This window comes from Bacteroides sp. 1_1_30 (assembly GCF_020982715.1).
GTDB classification, from domain to species: Bacteria; Bacteroidota; Bacteroidia; order Bacteroidales; family Bacteroidaceae; genus Bacteroides; species Bacteroides xylanisolvens.
The window spans coordinates 1-20,675 of the sequence record NZ_JAJKHN010000002.1 but is presented as its reverse complement, the minus strand read 5'-3'; the positions used below and the strand labels follow the sequence as shown (position 1 = coordinate 20,675).

Genomic DNA, 20,675 nt, shown 5'->3' with positions numbered 1-20,675 from the left:
AAGCTAGTTCTAAACAAATATAACATTATGAGACAAGCCACACGCGCACAATGGATCAAATGTGCCATTGCTATTCTACTTTACCTCGTCTTCCTCCTCTGGGTACGGAGTTGGTGGGGATTGATTGTTGTTCCTTTCATTTTCGATATTTATATCACAAAGAAAATACCTTGGTCTTTTTGGAAGAAGTCGAAGAATCCGGCTGTCCGCAGTGTGATGAGTTGGGTGGATGCCATCGTATTTGCGTTGGTTGCCGTCTACTTCGTCAATATCTACATCTTCCAGAATTACCAGATTCCTTCCTCTTCGCTGGAAAAATCATTGCTGGTAGGCGATTTCCTGTATGTAAGCAAGATGAGCTACGGTCCCCGCGTACCGAACACTCCCCTTTCTATGCCGTTGGCACAACATACGCTGCCTGTCTTCAATACTAAATCGTATATCGAGTGGCCACAATGGAAATACAAACGGGTACCGGGCTTCGGCAAAGTGAAGCTGAATGACATTGTGGTTTTCAACTTCCCGGCAGGAGACACGGTGGCAGTGAACTACCAACAGACAACGGACTTCTATACGCTGGCTTATGGTGAAGGACAACGCATCTACTCCAAACAGATTGAAATGGATAGCCTGACACGTTCACAGCAACGTGCAATCTATGACCTCTACTATGACGCCGGACGTAAACAGATTCTAAACAATCCGCGTACTTACGGTGAAGTACTGTGGCGTCCGGTAGACCGTCGCGAGAATTATGTGAAACGTTGTGTCGGCTTGCCCGGTGATACATTGCAAATTGTAGACGGACAGGTGATGATTGACGGTAAGGCGATTGAGAACCCCGAAAACCTGCAATTCAACTACTTCGTACAGACTACCGGCCCGTACATTCCGGAAGATATGCTCCGCGAATTAGGCATCAGCAAGGATGACACCATGCTGATAGAAGACTCTGGCTGGGAAGGCGGATTATTGGATATGGGACTGGACAACCGGAATGCGCAAGGCAAACTGAATCCGGTATATCATCTTCCATTGACTAAAAAGATGTATGACACTCTCCTTGGCAATAAAAAGCTAATCAGCAAAATAGTAATGGAACCGGAAGAATACGCCGGACAGATGTATCCGCTGAACCTTTATACCAAATGGAACCGCAACAATTACGGTCCGATCTGGATTCCTGCCAAAGGAGCTACCATTACCCTCACAGAAGACAACCTGCCTATCTATGAGCGTTGCATCGTAGCCTACGAAGGCAACAAGCTGGAAGTGAAACCGGACGGTATCTACATCAACGGTGAAAAGACCAATGAATATACCTTCAAAATGGATTATTACTGGATGATGGGTGACAACCGTCACAACTCTGCCGACTCCCGTTATTGGGGTTTTGTACCCGAAGATCACGTAGTGGGCAAGCCGATTGTCGTATGGCTGTCGCTTGACAAAGACCGTGGATGGTTTGACGGTAAGATTCGCTGGAACCGCCTCTTCAAGTGGGTAGACTGATAAGTGTACGGATAGGATAGAATAGAGTGATAAGGTGATAAATATTGATGAACATTCGTAAATTCAAATGGATACTAGCATTTGCCGGAGCAGTAGTCGTAGTGCTTCTGCTCCGGGGATTTGCTTTTACGTCCTGCCTTATCCCTTCCACCGGCATGGAGAATTCCATTTTTCAGGGTGAACGTATCCTGGTCAACAAATGGAGTTACGGGCTGCGGGTTCCTTTCATGTCGCTTTTTTCTTATCACCGCTGGTGCGAGAGTCCTGTGCGTCGGCAAGACATCGTAGTATTCAATAATCCTGCCGGAATCCGGCAACCTGTCATCGACCGTCGGGAAATCTATATCAGCCGCTGTCTCGGAGTTCCGGGAGATACGTTATTGGTCGATTCTCTTTTCTCCGTTATTTCTCCGGAGGCACAGTTTAACCCGGATAAGAAAAGACTTTATTCGTATCCCGCCTCAAAAGAAAATCTGATTACGTCACTCATGCATACCCTTTCCATCACCAACGACGGATTGATGGGAAGTAATGACAGCACCCATGTACGCAGTTTCAGCCGTTACGAATATTATCTGTTGGAACAGGCCATGAATGGGAAAGAGAGCTTCGTCCAACCTTTGTCAAACAAAGAAAATGCCGAACCAAATCCGCTGATTGTCCCCGGAAAAGGGAAATTTATCCGGGTCTATCCCTGGAACATGACCTTGCTGCGGAATACCCTCGTGATGCACGAAGGCAAACAGGCAGAAATAAAGAACGACACTCTCTACGTGGACGGAAAACCCACACAACACTGTTATTTCACCAAAGATTACTATTGGATGGGGTCTAACAATACCGTCAACTTCTCCGACTCACGGCTCTTCGGATTTGTCCCGCAAGACCATATCATCGGAAAAGCCTCCATCATTTGGTTCTCTAAAGAAAAAGAAACAGGTTTGTTTGACGGATATCGATGGAGGCGTTTCTTCAGAACAGTGAAATAATCTTCCGGATCATAAAAGAAACAACCCCTTCATTATATCTCATAATATCCTTAATAACAGAGCCTCCTAAACGAATTAAAATGAAAGAAATGAACATCGCTTATTTATCTTCAGCCTATCTCGCTCCCGTTGAATATTATACCAAACTACTGGCTTATGACAAGGTATTTGTAGAACAATACGACCACTATATAAAACAAACCTACCGCAACCGGTGCACCATTGCCAGCCCATCGGGTGAGTTAGCTCTTTCCATCCCAACCGTAAAGCCCGATACATTGAAGTGCCCAATGAAGGATATCCGCATCTCCGACCACGGCAACTGGAGACATCTACATTGGAACGCCATCGAATCGGCCTACAACAATACTCCTTTCTTTGAGTACTACAAGGACGACTTCCGCCCCTTCTATGAAAAGAAATACGAGTTTTTAATCGATTTCAACGAAGAACTCTGCCGGATGGTCTGTGAACTGATTGATATTCACCCCACCATTGAGCGCACTTCCGAATATAAGATGGAGTTTGCTCCCGGAGAATCCGATTTTCGGGAAGTGATTCATCCGAAAAAGGATTTCAGGGAAGTGGATACAGAGTTTGTTCCGCAACCTTACTATCAGGTTTTCGAGTCCAAACTGGGTTTTCTACCTAATTTGAGTATCATAGACCTGTTGTTCAATATGGGACCGGAAAGCCTGTTGGTACTGGGCAAGCGATAACCTCACATTGTTTGTGCCCAGTATGTTATCCTTCATTTTTGCTAAAGTGAAATAAAGATATGATAAATGATTTGAGAAACAAGAGAACTTTCTTATCTTTGTATTCGTTAGATACTTAATAATGAAAGGGAAATAGTTATGGATACAACTATGAATCAAGGTGTTTTTTTGAGTATACCAAAGTCTGATATAAAATTCTTCAAAGAGCTTGCAAAGAAAATGGGTTGGGACATTGATATCAGAGAAGACTTTTTAAAAGACTATATAGCATCACGTCCAAAAAGAGTGAATCTTTCTGAAGAAGAAATTCTTGCAGAATTAAATGCTATAAGATACGAGAAATGAGAATAATTATTGATACAAATCTATGGATTTCATTCATGCTAGGACGCAAGATTGCGACTATGCGCACATTACTTACCCATCCCTCGTTAGAAATATATGTATGCCGTGAGCTGCTAGATGAATTCTATGATGTTTCTTCGCGGGAGAAAATACGAAAATATATTCGTCCGGAAGATCTAGACGATACACTTAAACTTATCCATTTATACGGAAAATATGTCGTCATCCAAACAAAAAGCAAATCAGAGATTAGAGACAAAAAAGATCTTTATTTACTCTCTCTAGCCGATACGATCAAAGCTAACTACATTGTTACTGGAGACAAAGATTTATTAGTCCTAGAAAAACATAACCGGACAAAAATTGTAACTATAACAGAGTTCATGAAGTTATTGTAGCCCTCCCATCTGGAGGAAGATATTTACCGCTTCAAACTGTCATTATCTATAAATATTTCTATCATTGACAAAATGATTAGGGTTTAGCGATAGCGTCACATGTGATGTATCTCATATCATACTCTCAACTAAACCATAATCACTAAATGAGCTCTATAAAGCTGTTTATACCGCTACTTCTTCACGATTCTTCTCTTCATTAGATTCTGCCGCATCCAACCGATTCAATAAGTATCGTACATTCTGAAGATGTATATTGTTATTCCGATCCATTTTTTTAAATTGCCAACTGTTTTTAGTGGTATTCAGTATACAATTCATTAACGTTCCCACTGCATCAGCACTCTGGAAACGATTGGTATTGGAGATTTGCGTATTCATCATGTGCGCGCCGAATCCTCTAATCACCTCTTTCACACTTATCGACTTATAAGTACGGATAGCTTCAAAGGCCGCCACATTACTATAAAGCGTATTAGCTAAATCCTCCAGTCTCTTTCGATCTGTTCGTTCCACTAGATAGCTTTCAGGATTCATAAAACAATTGAGGGTCAGATAAAAAGACATCATTTCATCATCGGATGAAAAGATAGCGTGCATGAGTTGCGTCGCGTCCCCCGGACGGGCCTCCTGGTTGCTTAAAACTTCTTCCATAAGAATTTTAATTAAATGGTGAATAAATTAAGTTTAATGGGGCGATACAGAAAGGTAGTTTTAAGGAATAAAAGAAGCGGTTCCGCCTGTCCCATTGCTCTTCACCATCCACAACAGGCAGTAGGTGCATTAACATCCTACATGGGGGTGCGAAACCGCCATATAGGAAAATGGGACAAGCATAAAAAAAGCTTGCCACATTAGATACAGCAGGCTTCCCTGCTGTGGATTTTGATAAAGAGCATTGCAAAGATAGAATATAAAATCAGAAAAGAGAAAAGAAAATCAGTATTAATTGAAGTTTACAGCAATAAGCTTAAGACAGAACCGTCTAAAGACTACTTGCAACTATAAGATTCATTTTGAAGGTTCACCGGTTTCACCTTTAGCTGAATGACTATAAATCAAAACTTTATGGTGAAAGAGGATGCAAAATACAGAAAGAACCATCCTTCACCTCCTTCACAATGGCAAATAAAACAATACGGCATCGCAGAGACGCTTACAAAGATAAAAATCCGAAGGATAAATGACAAGATAGCACTGTAGAGATGCTTACATCATATAGATTAATGGGTGTATACATCCAATTTGTTGGGTATATATATCCAATGTATTGGGCATATATATCCTGCACGTTGGATATATATATCCTGCGTCTTGAGTATATATATCCAACAACTCAAGTATTAATAACCTAGATACAAAGTATTAATAGCCTATAACTCAAGTATTAATACTTAAAACAACACAATATACAACGGGTGGAAGTCTTATCAAAAGAAGCCCTACAAGATTAAAACATAAGACTAAATCCTTTATTGTGAGAAGCTTTATATTTTTGAATTTCCAAAGACAGTGATTTTTTCAATTGCACCGCCATGAAATCCAAAAAAGGCTGGCTGGTTTCATCATCTTGTGCTTGTTGTAAAGAAAGGATATAATCTGCCCTATCCTCCTTAAAAATCTTAGCGGGAAAAAGATGATAGCAGAATTGAATGTAGTTCATCAATAAACGAGCTGCTCTCCCGTTGCCGTCCACCCAAGGATGAATAGTCACTAAATTGAGGTGAGCATTAAAACTTAGTTCGTATTGTTCACGAAATGTTTCCACACTCTTTTGCCGCTCCTGCAACAGGAAGCAAAGTTCCTCTACTTTAGCAGATACTTTTTGATAACCCATATAAGAACGCCCACCTACACCAGCCGTAACACCACACAAACGAAACTCTCCTCTGGAAGAATCAAAAGAGCCGCCTATTGTATTATGTATCCCCCCTGTTGTCCGCATCAAAGTAGCATTTAACTTCTGCAAGAAAGCAGGAGTTATAGCAGTATTACATTGCGCTTCCTCTTTGGCAAGCTCGTATGCTTTCTTCAGGTCCTCATTCATCAGATGATATACCAACGGCTTTCCTTTAGCTGTTACACCTTCATCAAAAAGAAGCTGTGCATCCATTTCGGTTAGTGTAGAACCTTCAATGGCTGTAGAATGGGTAATAAGAGAATAGAGATAGTACTTCTCATAGTCTACCGACTGACTGATACCGAGTTGCTGAAACTCCATATACAGTTCCTCTATTTCCTGCCAAATACCCTTTTCCATCATAGGTTACCTTGATTGTTATTTTTCCCAAAATTACTTATGATACAACACTTTACCAAGCGAAACGACTATTTTCTTACTATTTTTTGCAAACACAGAGAAAATGTAGGTAATAAAAAAACGCTAAGTCGATTTGTTACAACCACTTAACATCTTGCGAATACCCAAACTCGCCGCCATCTCCTTAAAAGAATCTCTAACCAAACATCAACCTATTTCAATTCAAACGGCACAGTACCTTTCACATCTCTGGATGCACTACCGATGACTGCCTCAAACTCGTACACCATTGAGCAAGATTAATAAAGCTATTTCGCAATTAGTTTCAACCCTATTTGAAACTAAAAGTTTCAAGCCTTGAAACAAAGTGTTTCAAGCAGGGAAACAAAGTGTTTCACACCGAGAAACGGATTGTTTCAAGCCTTGAAACAATTCTTGAAACTAATCGCTACTGGTGAAGAGATGGTGAAGTTGTTGCCCTTCACCCATAAACTCCTTATTCATCGAGGAAACAGAGAAAAGGTGAAAGGGGAGTTGAAAAGGTGGGAAATAAATATCCAGTGGGAAAAATTATTCGATTCTGTACGGAACAGGCAAATCGTCCACAGTTTGTGGACAAATTCGATTTTATCCTTTTCTCATCGAACTTAAAGCTACTTTTTCCTATATGGGAAGATAATACAAATTAAGGGTGAATGGTAGTAAGTTCTATCCTGACTATAAACAAAGAAGGCGGCTCCTGTACCCGGAACCGCCTTCATCTCCTAAAAAAAGATCTCTAACCAAACATCTACCTATTTCAACTCAAATGGTACAATACCTTTAATATCTCTGGATGAACTACCGATGATTGCCTCAAACTTGCCCGGTTCGGCCACCCATTCGTGTTTGGCATCATCAAAGAAGCTCAATGCTTTCTTATCAATCGTCAGCGTTACCGCTTTCTCTTCTCCCGGAGCCAATTTCACTTTTTGGAAACCTTTCAACTCTTTTACCGGACGAGGGAGCGAGGATTTCTTATCACTGATATAAAGCTGAACAACCTCCTGACCTTCACGAGTGCCTGTATTCTTCACATTGACTGTGAAAGAAATGGTATCATCTGCAGTCATTGTTTTCTTGTCGGCCGAGGGTTTTCCATAGGAGAAAGTAGTGTAGCTCAATCCGTGTCCGAACGGGAACAGCGGTTTGATTTTCTCTTTATCCGCCCAGCGATAACCTACGAAAATATCTTCCCGATAGATTTCATTAATGGTGTCCCCTCTATGTTTAGACTGTGCCAGTTCTTCTTTATTACCCGGATATTCTCCCAGTTTATGAGCACCTACATCTTCCAGTTTTGCAGGGAAAGTGAAAGGAAGTTTTCCTGAAGGATTAGCGTCTCCCACCAATACGGAAGCAAGAGCTGTTCCGGCTTCCGAACCCAGGAACCAACCTTGAACAATAGCAGGCACTTCATTCACCCAAGGCATAGCCACTGCATTGCCGGAGATATTGACAACAATCAGGTTTTTATTCACCTTTGCCAGTTCGCTTATCACTCTATCCTGCGCGTAAGGCAAACCTAAAGAAGCACGGTCCGAATCTTCACAATCCTGATGATTGCTCTTGTTCAAGCCACCGAAGAAGATAACATAGTCGGCATCTTTAGCCACTTGCAAAGCCTCTGCGAGCAGTTCATCTTCCGAACGGTTGTCCTTCAAATCCTGACCGGTTTTCACACCGTTATACTCTCCTGTCGGATCGCCTACATATCCACGGGCATATACCACTTCCGCTTTTGAGCCCACACGGCTTTTCAGTCCATCCAACGGAGAAATCTCATATTTCACTTTCAAAGAAGAACTACCACCGCCCACAGTCATCATCTTTATCGCATTTTCACCGATCACTGCTATTTTCTTCGCTTTATTCAAATCGATAGGCAATACGTTACCGTTGTTCTGCAACAATACAATGCCTTCTTCTCCAATCTGACGTCCGGCTTGTCCGTGTTCGGGAGAGCCTAAAGAGCCGAACGGTTTGTGCGGATCCATTGAAGTGCGGAATATCAGACGAAGGACATTGCTAACCTTTTCGTCCAGTTCCTTTGTTCCTACTTTACCCTCTTTTATCAGTTTCAGGTAAGGGAAAGCAAGGTAATAATTATCATACGCATTTCTCGTTCCGGCAGACAGTCCGTTCGTCCAGGAACCAAATTCCAAGTCCATACCATTGTGAATAGCCTGTTCGGTGTTGTGCACACCTCCCCAGTCGGACACTACAACGCCATCAAAACCCCATTCATCACGAAGAATATCTTTAAGCAGACGTTTGTTGTGACAAGCGTGCTGTCCCTGATAAAGATTATAAGAGCCCATAATCGACCATGTTCCACCTTCCTGAACAGCCGCTTTAAAAGTAGGCAGGTATATTTCATAAAGAGCACGATCACTCAATTGCACATTGGTGGTATGACGGTTGAACTCCTGATTGTTCAATGCATAATGCTTCACACAGGCAGCTACCCCGTTCTCTTGTACACCTTTGATGTAAGGAACCACCATAGTGGCGGATAGATACGGGTCTTCTCCCATATACTCGAAGTTACGTCCGTTCAAGGGAGTACGGTAGATATTCACACCGGGACCCAACAAGATGTCTTTCTTGCGATAACGCGCCTCTTCACCGATACTTTTCCCATAAAGATGCGACATTTCGGGATTCCATGTAGCAGCAAGACACGTCAGCGCCGGATAGGCAATACAAGAGTCGTTTGTCCATCCTGCCTGATCCCATTCATCCCACAACACTTCCGGACGGATACCGTGAGGACCGTCGGTAGCCCATACTTCGGGGATTCCGAGGCGGGGAACGCCTGCCGAACTAAATTTAGACTGTGCATGAATCATCTTCACCTTTTCTTCAAGGGTCAGCCGGTTCAATGCATCTTTCACTCGCTCTTCGATAGGCTTACCAGTATCCAGATACACGGGCTTCTGCGCAAAGGCAGACAACGCAGTCATCACAGACAAGCCAAGTAACATTGCTTTGAGTTTCATGTTTATTGATGATATAAGAAATGAGTTAATACTTTATTTATATAGACTCCCAAACAGGGGATATTTCCTAGTTGCGGACGGGTTTATTAATGTTTTTTACATTATTCCGACCAAAGATGAATCCTGAAAGGGTACAATTCATCATACCCTTTCAGGATAAGTTCAATAAAAATCCGACATCAATCTTCAGATCAATTTATTTTCTCAACCTTCAAATCAGCATTTGCATTACCATTCGTTACATCAATGGTAAATCGATAGACAGCTCCTTCTTCAAATGCTTTATTATCCTGCATTTCCAGGTTTCCGGAATCTGTAAGTTTAAGCTGTTCCACTAAAATAGAGTTTGCATAATTGCCGAATTCTCCTCCCCAATCATTTTGATGGAAGAACTTAAAACTAATCACTTCCGAGTCACCACTAGTCTTCAACGTTTCCCCGGCTTTCAAGGTTAGCTGATACTTTTTAGGAGCAACTTGCGCCAGACAGAGCGCTTTACCTGGCTCCCAACCTACTTCGGAAGACGTAACAGAAGGCTTACCGATTCCTTTCCCGATAGCCCAGATTGCACCCGTTCCGTCATCTTGCAATTTGGCCGGTTTACCATCTTTCAAAGCCATTACAGAAAAATACTTCAAAACAGCATTAGCTGTCACCCGATAATCTCCGTTAATCGGCAGGAACTTCAATGCACCATCACTTTGTTTCTCAAAGAAATCAGGATCGATCCACCATTCATTCAAATTATCAATGCCCGTGACAGTTATCATTTGTCCTTGTGTAAACACCTGTTCCGACTTATATATATCAGTATCTGTCACCTCCATCTTATCATTACCAAAGAAAATATCCGGTGCAGGTAAATCTACCTTCCCTATTTTCTCCACTGTCAACACAGCCTTGGTATTGCCTTTCGTCACATCAACTGTAAACCTGTAAATACCTCCTCTTTCGAACTTCTGACCTTCTTCCAGTCCCAAGTTTCCGTCCGATGAAATTTTAACCAATTCACTCGTTGTAGAAATAGCATCACCCTTAAACTCGCCGTTGTCCCATTTATTGATATGGAAGAACTTAAAGTTAATATCATCCACTTTCATGGTAACGCCAGCTATAAATGTCAGTTGATACTTCTTCGCAGTAAGCTGTGGCATACACAGACCATTTTCCGGAGTCCACCCTACTTCAGAAAGTGCCACCGACGGTTTACCGATTCCTGTTCCAATAGCCCAGATAGCACCTGTTCCATCATCCTGCAACTTGGCAGCCTCACCATTCTTCAAAGCAATGACAGAGAAATACTTCATTTTACCATTGGCTGTTATTTGGTAACTTCCGTCAATCGGCAGGAATTTCAATGTTCCATCTTCCTGCTTTTCAAAATAATCCTGGTCTATCCACCAATTATCATAATCAGGCACCCCTTCAAACGTTAGAATGTCATTTTTCTTCAAAGTCAACTTGATTGCATAGATATCATTCTCTACCAATTCCATATCTTCACCGTTCACCTTTAATTTGGCAAATGGTTCTGCCTCGTAAGTCAACGTATTAAACTTGATAGCATAATTTCCCGGTTCCGTATTAGAAAATGAGATAGCATTAGTAGAACCGGCTTCAATCGTTCCATTCTCCCAGCCGAAGGTCAATTCGTTCCCATTCTCTCCCACTTTCGGAGTCTTGATATACGCTTTCATCTTTTGCGAGAAGTCTCCTGTCACACTATACTTGTACATGGATTGACGTTCCATCCGGTACTCTTTTCCTTCCTCATCCACTAATGTCAGATAGGGGAAGTCCGGTCGTGCCAGAGCAAGTTCTTTCGTCATTTCTGTGGTAGTAAAATGAATGTTCTGAAGGATATATTTCAAAGTTGCCTTTCCATTAGGAATATTAGCATAATAAGGAACAAAGATTTTACCAGTATAGTCATTTCCGCTTGTCTTTGTACGGATGACCGTTTCAGACACTTGTTCTTCTCCATAAAAAAGCTGTGCTTTCAACGTAGAAAGAGGCACATCCACATCCGAGGCTTTAATCGTGAACGGAAGACTGTCACCAAAAAGAGCATCTGCATTCTCTGCTTTGATTTCCATACTCGGATTACCGGGCAAGAATTCGTCATCATTACAGGAATTCATGGATAACATTCCTGCCAAAGCCAATATAATATAACTGTTTTTTTTCATTGTCTTGATCGTTTTAAAGTTCTTATTCCGACTTTGCCCAACGATAGGAAGTCACAGATTTGCCCGGAACATCATAAGCAAAATGACGCTTACCATCACTTAAGGTTATCTTTTTAGTCTTTTCATTATTATTCATCAGTACAAAAGCGTATGTTCCATCCGGATTCTCGAAAGCAGAATACATGATATTGCTATCAGCATAGCCGGATGCACCGATACGTACCGCTCCCGGTTTCACCACACTTGAGAGATGGGCGATGATATAATAATGTGAGTTGCGGATAATTGTCTTATAGTCGCTATTACTGATATCCACCGCTCCGTAGCAAGTCTGGCAACCGCCTTCACGGTTAGGAGCACGGTCATTATCAAGCATCAGGTTCCACACTATAACTCCCCTACACCAGTTGTTGATCGTACCCAATGCTACTTCTTTCATATCTTCCAGCAATCGTTTCGACAAATCACGTCCGCTATTCCATGTTCCGATAGAAGTCTCCGTGAAAAGAAGTTCCTTTTCAGGATAAGCTTTATGTATATTTAAAAGCTCTTCGCGATTCCCGCCATAGTTGTGATAAGCAGCTCCGGCCAGGTATTGGGAAGCAGCTGCGTCTTCATACATCTTACCGGGGTAGTTCTTTTCCGTTGCAATATCACTATAATCATAGTTATGATCGTATGCATAAATTTTCGTAGCCAGTCCGGCTGTTTTGAATTTAGGTCCGAGTGCTGTTTTCACAAAGTCCCTCTGTTCTTCCCAACTCATATAAAGCGAAGCGGAATTACCACGGTTCAACGGTTCGTTCTGGGGAGTTACAGCATAAATATCAATGCCTTCGGCGTTGAAGGCTTGTACCCATTTCACAAAATAAGTGGCATAGTCCTGATAATAGGCTGGATTCAGCTGACCGTTTGTCCATGAATCCAGCGGAGTAAGGTCTGTGAGACTCTTTACTTTCATCCATTTTGGACAAGTCCAAGGGGCGGCAATGACTTTAATAGAAGGATTGATGCTCAAAATCTCTTTCAGAATCGGAAGGATATAGTCTTTCTCTTCACTTTGCAAAGCAAAATGTTCAATACCTTTCGTATCACAGCAGGTATATTCGCTCAATGAAAAGTCGGAGCAGCCGATAGAGATACGGATATAGCTAAATCCGAAGCCTTTGTCGTCAGAGAATGTTTCCGTAAGGAAGGCGTGACGATCTTCCGGTTTCATTTGCAGAAGATTAAAACAAGTGGCGCCTGTGATAGCAGCTCCGAAGCCGTCCATTGTCTGATATTGTTCAGTCGGATTCAATGTGATTGAAGTAGGTGCCAAATTATCTTTCGAACTGAAATTAACGGCATCACGGGTCAAATCCCGAGTCAGGCTGCTAGTGGTCGCATAAATAGTCACATCTCCGGTCGGAACAGGTGTAACCGGTTTCTCCGCATCGTCACTGTTGCTGCATGCAGCTAATATGGTGAAGCATCCTAAAAAGGTCAATGCTATATTTCTCATGTCTATCATAATCTTAAGTTTTCTATGTTTTTAGTTGAATTAATAACCCGGATTCTGGTGAATCTTATCATTCGCGTCGATTACCGACTGCGGAATTGGCAAACGATAAGAGTTCTTATCAAAAGTATAAATCTGCGCTTTGCGACCTGAATCCTTAGCATACACTGCATTCATCACCTCTTCTACCTTGTCCAGACGGACCAGATCAAACCATCTTTGTCCCTCAAAAGCCAGTTCTAACCGACGTTCTTTAAGTAAGGCATTCAGCAGGACGTTTTTGTTTGAACGGACAGAGGTGGGAAGTGCTCCCAATTTGGCACGGTCGCGCACTTCATCTATTATATCGGCGGCTCCTTCCAAATCCGGCGTATCCTGCATAATCAGCGCTTCTGCTTTCAGCAACAGGACATCGGCATAACGATACTTGATAATACTGCTGTTGGCAGAACGGCATTTATACATGAACGGATAATTATCAGACGGATAATAGTTGCTCCAATTACAATCGTAATAGACTATTGATTCTTTGAAACGGACTTCATCTCCTTCCTGTTTGAAAGCACTAATCAGGTCACGTGATGGAGTCACCCATTTCGCCCACGTGAAATTGTTATTCCAGTTCACGAGATCACGCCCGAACATCCATGTACACCAGTTACCTGCTCCAGATGTAAATTGTGCTTCAAGAATCGATTCTTTTGTATTACGCATCTTTGCATCTGTTCCCGCAGCATTCATTCCAAACAAATCACTGAAATCATCTACCAGATCAAAACCGTCTGCTTTCACCTCATCACAATATTGGATAACTTTCGTATAATCACGCAAAGGTTTCTCGGCATATATTTTAGCCAATAAGGTACGAGCTACAGATTTAGAAAACAACGTCTTATTCCCCGGCGTATTGTCCGGAGCATACAATACTGCATCCAACAAATCCTTTTCAATCTGCTGATAAGCTTCAAGTTCCGTATTTTGTTTGGGGAAATATTGTGGATATACCTCATCAATGTTTTCAGAAGTAATATCATCAGCCACCGTTGTAATCACCGGAAAATCGCCCCAAAGACGTACCATGTCAAACATTACCATGGCACGGAATATCTTCGCTTCTGCTTTGTATTGCGCCCGTTCGGCAGTAGTCAACGAATTATCTGTCACCAGGTCAATGTTACAAATGAGTTTATTGGCACGGGCCACATCCTCCAGATAACGGTTCCAGTCACGTTCCAACACAGAATTGGAACCTTCAATAGAGTTATTCTCAAACGGGACAACTTCCGCTCCGGTAGTACCGGCATAAGCATTATCCGAATGGGAATCTGAAATCAAAAGTAAATCCACATACCAATGTTCCTGACGGTCACGCATTTGATTATAAAGCGTTGTCAGATGACTTTCAACTGCAGCTTTATCCTTGAATACGATTTTTGTACCATCACTTGTCACTCCTTCCGTCACATCCGAATAGGTGTCTAATGGCTCATAATTCAGCGAGCAGGAAGAAAGTCCCAATAGCAAGCCGGAGGTTAATCCGTAAAATATAGTTCTTAGTTTCATAATCTATCCTTTCATTAGAATTCAACATTAATACCAAACACGTATGATCTGCAATGCGGGTAAGTACCCCAATCGATACCTTGTACCGTACCGCTGTTACCCCATTGGTTTACTTCCGGGTCCATTCCCGAATAGCTGGTCCATGTCAGCAGGTTAGTAGCCGTGAAGTAAGGTTGCAAACGGGTAATTCCCCATTTCTTCAGCAGTTTGCCTTTAACATTGTAGGACAAGGAAACATCCTTCAATCTTAAATAACTGCCATCTTCTACAAAATAGGTAGAATTGAGCAATTTGAAATTAGCCTTAGGCACGTCTGTTATCTGTCCGGGTATTTTCCAACGATTCAGTACACGGGCCGACTGATTCTTACCATCATACATACCTTCCGTTTCAATACGTGAAGCATTATAAATATCGTTTCCATAAGAACCTTGGATAAAGATACTCAAGTTAAAGCCTTTCCATGAAAAGGTATTAGTCATACCATAGGTGAAATCGGGATTCGGATCACCGATATAGGTACGGTCGGAAGATGATATTTTACCGTCATTGTTCAAATCACGATACATCAATTCACCGGTTTCAGGATCTACCCCATCACTTATATAACCGTAGAAACCTCCCAAAGCACGGCCCGGCTCATTACGTACCACATAGTCATTCACCACATCCGCAGTTTTAGCATCGTAATAAACTTTCTGTAATTCCAGTTTTGTCAATTTATTCCGGTTAAAAGAGATATTGAAGTCTGTATCCCATGTAAATGCTCCTCCACGAAGATTTTTCGAACTAATAGAAAGCTCAAAACCCTTATTTACCATTTCACCCTCGTTACGGGCAATAGACGTAGCGGCTGCGGCACCGGCAGGTAATGACACATTCATCAACATGTTTTTGGTCTTCTTATAATAATAATCGGCATTAAACGTCAACCGTCCATTCAATATGGTCAGATCCAGACCTATATTGGTCTGTGTCGTGGTTTCCCATGTTAAATCAGATGTACGCAAGTTGGCCTGGCTAATGGTAGGAACAGCATTTGCATAATCAGTAGAATCACCTTCGCCGCCTTTCTTAAACCATTCGATACGACCGATATTGTAACGCTGCAAATATGCATAGTCACCAATGCCCGACTGGTTACCGGTTTGTCCCCAGCCACCGCGCAATTTTAAATCGTCAATCCATGTAAGGTCCTCCATGAACTTCTCTGAAGAAATACGCCAGGCTGCAGAGAATGAAGGAAATACGCCCCAACGATGATTGGGATGCAATTTAGAAGAGCCATCGGCACGAAGATTAGCCGTTACCAGGTATTTACTGTCGAAGTTATAAGCTACACGTCCGAAGAATGACATAATCCCCCATTGAGATGCACCCGTACCTGTATTATCCCAAGATATTTTATTGGCAGCATTCAATGTTTGAATCTGATCGCTACGATAGTGGGAGCCATTGATCCAGCTATTTGAATAGTCTGAATCCGTCCATGACGAACCGGCCATTATTTCCAAACCATGTTTCTTGAAGTTTTTATTATAAGTCAATACATTATCAAATGTCAGCACAGTGTTCATATTCCGATTGTCCGAAGCCTCACCGTACTGATTGCGGCCCCAAGCAGTAGAAATCGGATCAAGAAAAGTGGTATTAACGGCGTTGCGACGGTCAAGAGTAAGAGTAGACTTAAACTTCAGTTCCGGAAATGGAGTCAGCAATATATTACCCGATGCCAACAAGCGGTTTTCTTTGTCTTTGTTATTCTTCGCGCGGGCCATATTTTCTAATGGATTGGTGATATTACCCACTCCATAGAAGTTATTGTAATACTGATTAGGGTTCAAAGCATCCCACACCGGCGCATAAGTCGGTGTATTGATAACAGCCAGAATAACACCACCCCGATTCGAGCCTGTTCCCATTGCTCCGCCTCCATTGCTTGTATAATCTGAATAAGAGATATTAGCACTTACTGTCAGCCATTTACGAACCTGATTTTCCAGATTTACCCGGAAATTGTAACGCTTGTAATAAGAGATGTCCAACACTCCCTGTTCTTTGAGGTAACCCGCAGAAAGGTAATATTTCATTTTCTCATTACCATTGGATACAGCTACCTGATAATTTTGAGTCTTTCCGGTCGTATACGTTTCATCAAACCAGTCGGTGCGATCGGGTAATCCGTCCGGCAAAGACACTAGTCCGATTTCATCCTGCAATTCTTTATATTGTGCTGCATTCAGGGATTCTACTTTATCAGCTACTTTGTTCAAACCGAACTGGGCTGTCAAAGAAACTTTGGCATTACCGGCTGCACCGGCCTTCGTAGTAATTAGAATGACTCCGTTAGCGGCACGCGAACCGTAGATAGATGCTGATGAAGCATCTTTCAATATCTGCATACTCTCAATATCATTCGGAGAAAGGAACTTGATATTGTCTACAGGCACTCCATCTACTACATACAACGGATCATTACTACCATTCATTGAAGTAGTACCACGAACACGGATAGACATTTCACCGCCCGGCGTACCGTTAGGCTGAATCACCGAGACACCGGCTGCCTTACCTTGAATGGCCTGTCCGGCCGAAACAATGGGCCGCATATCCAAATCCTTGGTAGATACGGAAGAGATAGCGGTGGTCACATCTTTCCGTTTCACCGAACCATAACCGATGACCACCACTTCATCAAGCACTTCATTATCTTCCTGAAGTGTGATCTTCATCTGTTGGGCTGCCTTTACCTCCTGCGACTTATAACCCACATAAGAGAATATCAAAATGGCGTTTTGCTTAACGTTTAATGTGAAGTTACCATCTAAATCGGTTATTGCTCCGTTAGACGTACCTTTCTCTTGTACACTAACACCGATTAGCGGTTCTTTTTGAGCATCCAGGACCTGACCGGATGCAGTAATTTGCTGTGCGGATGCACTCAAAGATAAAAACATTGCCAAGATAGCAAAGAAAATCTTGCGACTCCCCGAAAGGATTTTTCGCCTGTTTTTTTTCATGCGTACTAAGTTTTAAAGTTAATAATAAGACGCTCGTCAGCAATGGGCTACTCTCATTACTTTCGAAGCACAGGTCAAAAGTATAAAGAAATTAAAGTGAGCTAACAAGGAGGGGGCAATAAGTGGATTAAGCAAAACGGTAATCCACTTATTTTCATCTATTTACATTCAGAACGTATACCTAAAAAAGTGGTTGATTTACAGTCCGAATTAGCGAATTTTTCGCACTAAATCGTCAAAATCCTCTCTCGATCCACGGGCTTTATTCCTTACTTTCGCCCGATAATTATAAATTGTATTCACCGAATAACGAAGAAACTCCGCAATTTGTGAACTATCTTCAATACCCAGACGTATCAAAGCAAAGATGCGCAGTTCAGTATTCAATAACTCGCCTTTCTTCGGCAAAATCTGTTCATTTTCCTGTAATAAGTCATTGAATTTTCCCACAAAGTTAGGGAAGAGATGCAAAAAGGCTGTATCAAAGTTAGCATACAATTCTTCCAGCTCTTCGTCAAGAGCATCTTGGGAACGCGTTATCTTTAATAACTCCGCAATTTGTCCGGCAGACACTTTCTTATTCACCATCCGCCGGTAAGCGTCTAAACGGTTGATATAAGTAGAACACAGCTTGATGAAACGGGCAATATACTCTTCCTTGATCTGATTGGACTCCGAGAGTTCGATATTGGTAGAAGACAGGCAACTATTCATTTGCCTCAACTCCTCATTCAATCCGTTTAACTGCTTATTAGCTACCTGAAGATGATTTCTTGCATCTGCCAGCTTTTTCATCTGACGGTAGATATATCCCAAAGCTACAATCAACAACACCAACAGTGCAGTGATAAGCAGCAGGTTCTGTTGAAGACGGTCGTTCTGCTTTTCAATCATTGCCTGATAGGTTTTATCAATCAATGAAAGCACGTCAGCACTCTGCCAACTACGCAGACGGGCATTGTAGAACTTGGTCGCATTCCACGAAAAGCGCATATATTGGTACGCACGTTCCATATCACCATCTTCGTAAAGTAGCTGGGCAAGCATCCACAACGAAGCATGGTCCTTAATGGCAGAACGAATATCCGATATAGCAGAAAGACAAAGATTCCGTTTCTCTCCCAGACTATCATTACTGTACTTGTAAATCAAAGAACGATGATAAGTAGCCATCGCATATTGGGGAGTATATGGTTCTATTTTCGTCAACCGGAGATCATTCACTTTCAGGGCATCCTCATACTGGCGTTGATCGCGAAATGATGCTTCACGCATCAGCAGGTATTCTTCCGATTCCGGAGGCAATATAGCATATAATGAATCTCTATATGCCTGCGAGATACTCCAATAACGTCCCGAAAGGGTTTTATCCTGTGTATAAACGCCCAACTCGCCATACACATGGTCAAAGCAGGTGTAATAATCGGCTATTAAACGAGGAATGATTTTCCGACGGTCTACCGATTCCAGCACATCAAGAGACTCTTTATACATTCCAGTTGATGATAATAATAGCGAAAGCTGCAACTGACTTTCTATCTTCCGGTCCGTATCACGCAAGCGCTCTGCAATCCGGATATTTTCATTCAAATAGTGAATTGCAGAGTCGCAGATAAAGGCTTTATATTCTTTGTATATCTGACTGTTCAGATTGTACTGTTCCGCGGAATTAGGTTCTATTCCGTGTGTCAGTTCTTTAAGGTGCTTGATACGTGATTCACGTTGAACCACATAAATTTCATGTTCTTGAATCGTCAAATCAAGCACATTCAACAGTGAGTCCAAGGTCTTATCGGCCCGGGTATATAGTGGAAAAGAGAGAAGTAAAAGAAATATCAGGTACTTTTTTTTCATCGGAGTATTAAACTTTAATAGAAGATTACAAGACTAATAAAGACAAATGTAGAGAAAATCTTCGTATTTTAAAGAATAAAACGGCTAGAAATTAAAAGTACATCTATTCTACTATTCCACTAATTACTGCCAATAACAGCTGGTCACACTTTGCTTATCCCTATAAAACAACTTTGCTTTTACAACAGCAGCCTGACAGGCTACGGGAGTCTCCCATAGCTCCGACTCAACCGTCGGTTCAGTCCCATCCGTCGTATAGCGTATCTGTGCTCCTTCGATAGAAGTATTTGCATACAGAAGTCCGTCCCGAATGGTGAGTCCGGGATGAGGCAAACGGAAGTTTACCCCTATCCGGCTCCAATAAGGCATTTCCTTTACACTGATTTTTTCATAGAACAGTGCCAGATCCCGGTCAAAGGTTTGCTGCTCGGCTGCACCAGAAAGGGTTTCCCAATCCGGATGCGCATTCCAGCCACGCTCTACCAGTCCCATCACTTTAGGGAACGTATAATATTCTACCCATTGAAATCCTCGAATTGTTTCGGCAAACAGTTGTGCCTGTACCCCTTTTATTTGTTTCCTGCCGGAGGCAGTCAATGTCGTTTTTCCTTTTCCCGCGGAACTGATCTCAACCGGATTGCCCGCCATATCCGTACGTGAAGAACGATAGACATCGAACGGAAGCATGGAGAATGCTTTGGATTCATCTACATAGCCACCCCAAAAGTGTCCCGGTTCATCGGGATGAGCATCATAAGCCAAATCCAGATAGAAGTTATTCACATTGCAGAGGATGACCGGATAACCGTTATTGGCTATCTGATAAGGTATTTCATCCTCTTTCCATTCCGGAACAGTTTTCCACGAATTGATACCGGCTGCCCGTTGGGATAAATAAGTAGGGATATTCCTAAAATAATAAAATTTAAGGCAACTAATTCATTGCGAGTTAGTTGCCTTTTTTGTATCTTTAAGCATTCCCCCCAAAAAACGGTTTGACGGCCAAAACGGGGGTAATTAAAAATAAAAACACATGGTAAAGATACAAAAAATCTCAGAAATCGAACCTTGTTTAGGTTTTACCGAGTTCGATATGCTTAAAAAATATCGTCAAAGTTTTGCAACGAGTGAATTAGGTCGCCTCCATTCTCTGTTCCCTTTCTCGGAACTGGCCCGACAAATGCATTTGAAGTCCTCTCCTTTTGGGCGTAAAAGTTATTTTTCTCCCGAAGGTAAAATAGCCTTGATGGTCTTGAAGTCCTATACCAACTTTTCCGATGCACA

At 42.1% G+C, this 20,675-nt stretch carries 13 protein-coding genes and 2 pseudogenes; 6 read left to right on the top strand and 9 right to left on the bottom strand.

Features of this window, described 5'->3' with window-relative positions; all coding sequences use genetic code 11:
• Positions 1 to 27: 27 nt before the first annotated feature.
• The 5 genes from lepB (LPH68_RS00700) (at position 28) to LPH68_RS00680 (ending at position 3,963) form a co-directional block, all read left to right on the top strand.
• Positions 28 to 1,512, top strand: coding sequence for a signal peptidase I (lepB, locus tag LPH68_RS00700; RefSeq protein WP_004307501.1), 1,485 nt, complete (start codon positions 28 to 30; stop codon positions 1,510 to 1,512).
• 47 nt (positions 1,513 to 1,559) lie between these two features.
• The gene (gene lepB, locus LPH68_RS00695) at positions 1,560 to 2,501 is read left to right on the top strand and encodes a signal peptidase I (RefSeq protein WP_074705722.1); all 942 of its coding nucleotides are present in this window, start codon (positions 1,560 to 1,562) and stop codon (positions 2,499 to 2,501) included.
• An 80-nt stretch (positions 2,502 to 2,581) separates the two neighbouring features.
• Positions 2,582 to 3,220, top strand: a complete 639-nt coding sequence (locus tag LPH68_RS00690) for a WbqC family protein (RefSeq protein ID WP_074705791.1) — start codon at positions 2,582 to 2,584, stop codon at positions 3,218 to 3,220.
• Between the two features lie 138 nt (positions 3,221 to 3,358).
• On the top strand, positions 3,359 to 3,565 hold the full coding sequence (locus LPH68_RS00685) for a hypothetical protein (protein WP_022199954.1): 207 nt from the start codon (positions 3,359 to 3,361) through the stop codon (positions 3,563 to 3,565).
• Positions 3,562 to 3,963 carry a putative toxin-antitoxin system toxin component, PIN family gene (locus tag LPH68_RS00680; RefSeq protein WP_008023883.1) on the top strand — a complete coding sequence of 134 codons (402 nt, stop codon included), beginning with the start codon at positions 3,562 to 3,564 and terminating at the stop codon, positions 3,961 to 3,963. Before LPH68_RS00685 ends, LPH68_RS00680 begins: the two co-directional genes overlap by 4 nt.
• Positions 3,964 to 4,128: 165 nt before the next feature.
• Here the strand turns inward: LPH68_RS00680 and LPH68_RS00675 are convergent, their stop codons facing one another.
• From LPH68_RS00675 to LPH68_RS00635, 9 genes and pseudogenes are all read right to left on the bottom strand, one after another.
• A complete protein-coding gene (locus LPH68_RS00675; RefSeq protein WP_008641706.1) occupies positions 4,129 to 4,617 on the bottom strand; it encodes a hypothetical protein in 489 nt (162 codons plus the stop codon).
• A gap of 796 nt (positions 4,618 to 5,413) precedes the next feature.
• Positions 5,414 to 6,223, bottom strand: a complete 810-nt coding sequence (locus LPH68_RS00670) for a Fic family protein (protein WP_074705787.1) — start codon at positions 6,221 to 6,223, stop codon at positions 5,414 to 5,416.
• Between the two features lie 794 nt (positions 6,224 to 7,017).
• Positions 7,018 to 9,264, bottom strand: coding sequence for a glycoside hydrolase family 3 C-terminal domain-containing protein (locus tag LPH68_RS00665; protein WP_192923085.1), 2,247 nt, complete (start codon positions 9,262 to 9,264; stop codon positions 7,018 to 7,020).
• Between the two features lie 191 nt (positions 9,265 to 9,455).
• A complete protein-coding gene (locus LPH68_RS00660) occupies positions 9,456 to 11,453 on the bottom strand; it encodes a DUF5125 domain-containing protein (RefSeq protein ID WP_151923263.1) in 1,998 nt (665 codons plus the stop codon).
• A 22-nt stretch (positions 11,454 to 11,475) separates the two neighbouring features.
• Positions 11,476 to 12,966 carry a glycoside hydrolase family 30 beta sandwich domain-containing protein gene (locus tag LPH68_RS00655; RefSeq protein WP_004309890.1) on the bottom strand — a complete coding sequence of 497 codons (1,491 nt, stop codon included), beginning with the start codon at positions 12,964 to 12,966 and terminating at the stop codon, positions 11,476 to 11,478.
• Between the two features lie 30 nt (positions 12,967 to 12,996).
• A complete protein-coding gene (locus LPH68_RS00650; RefSeq protein WP_009040967.1) occupies positions 12,997 to 14,517 on the bottom strand; it encodes a RagB/SusD family nutrient uptake outer membrane protein in 1,521 nt (506 codons plus the stop codon).
• A 14-nt stretch (positions 14,518 to 14,531) separates the two neighbouring features.
• Entirely contained in the window at positions 14,532 to 17,537 is a 3,006-nt protein-coding gene (locus LPH68_RS00645) for a TonB-dependent receptor (RefSeq protein ID WP_074705711.1), read from the bottom strand.
• Positions 17,538 to 17,747: 210 nt separating this feature from the next.
• Positions 17,748 to 19,391: a DUF6377 domain-containing protein gene (locus LPH68_RS00640; protein WP_149953276.1), complete on the bottom strand. Its 1,644-nt coding sequence runs from the start codon at positions 19,389 to 19,391 to the stop codon at positions 17,748 to 17,750.
• A gap of 123 nt (positions 19,392 to 19,514) precedes the next feature.
• Positions 19,515 to 20,288: pseudogene (locus LPH68_RS00635) on the bottom strand (family 20 glycosylhydrolase); the annotation flags it as partial.
• A 136-nt stretch (positions 20,289 to 20,424) separates the two neighbouring features.
• On the opposite strand from LPH68_RS00635, the pseudogene LPH68_RS00630 reads away from it, so the two are divergent.
• Positions 20,425 to 20,675, top strand: a pseudogene (locus tag LPH68_RS00630) (DDE transposase); the annotation flags it as partial.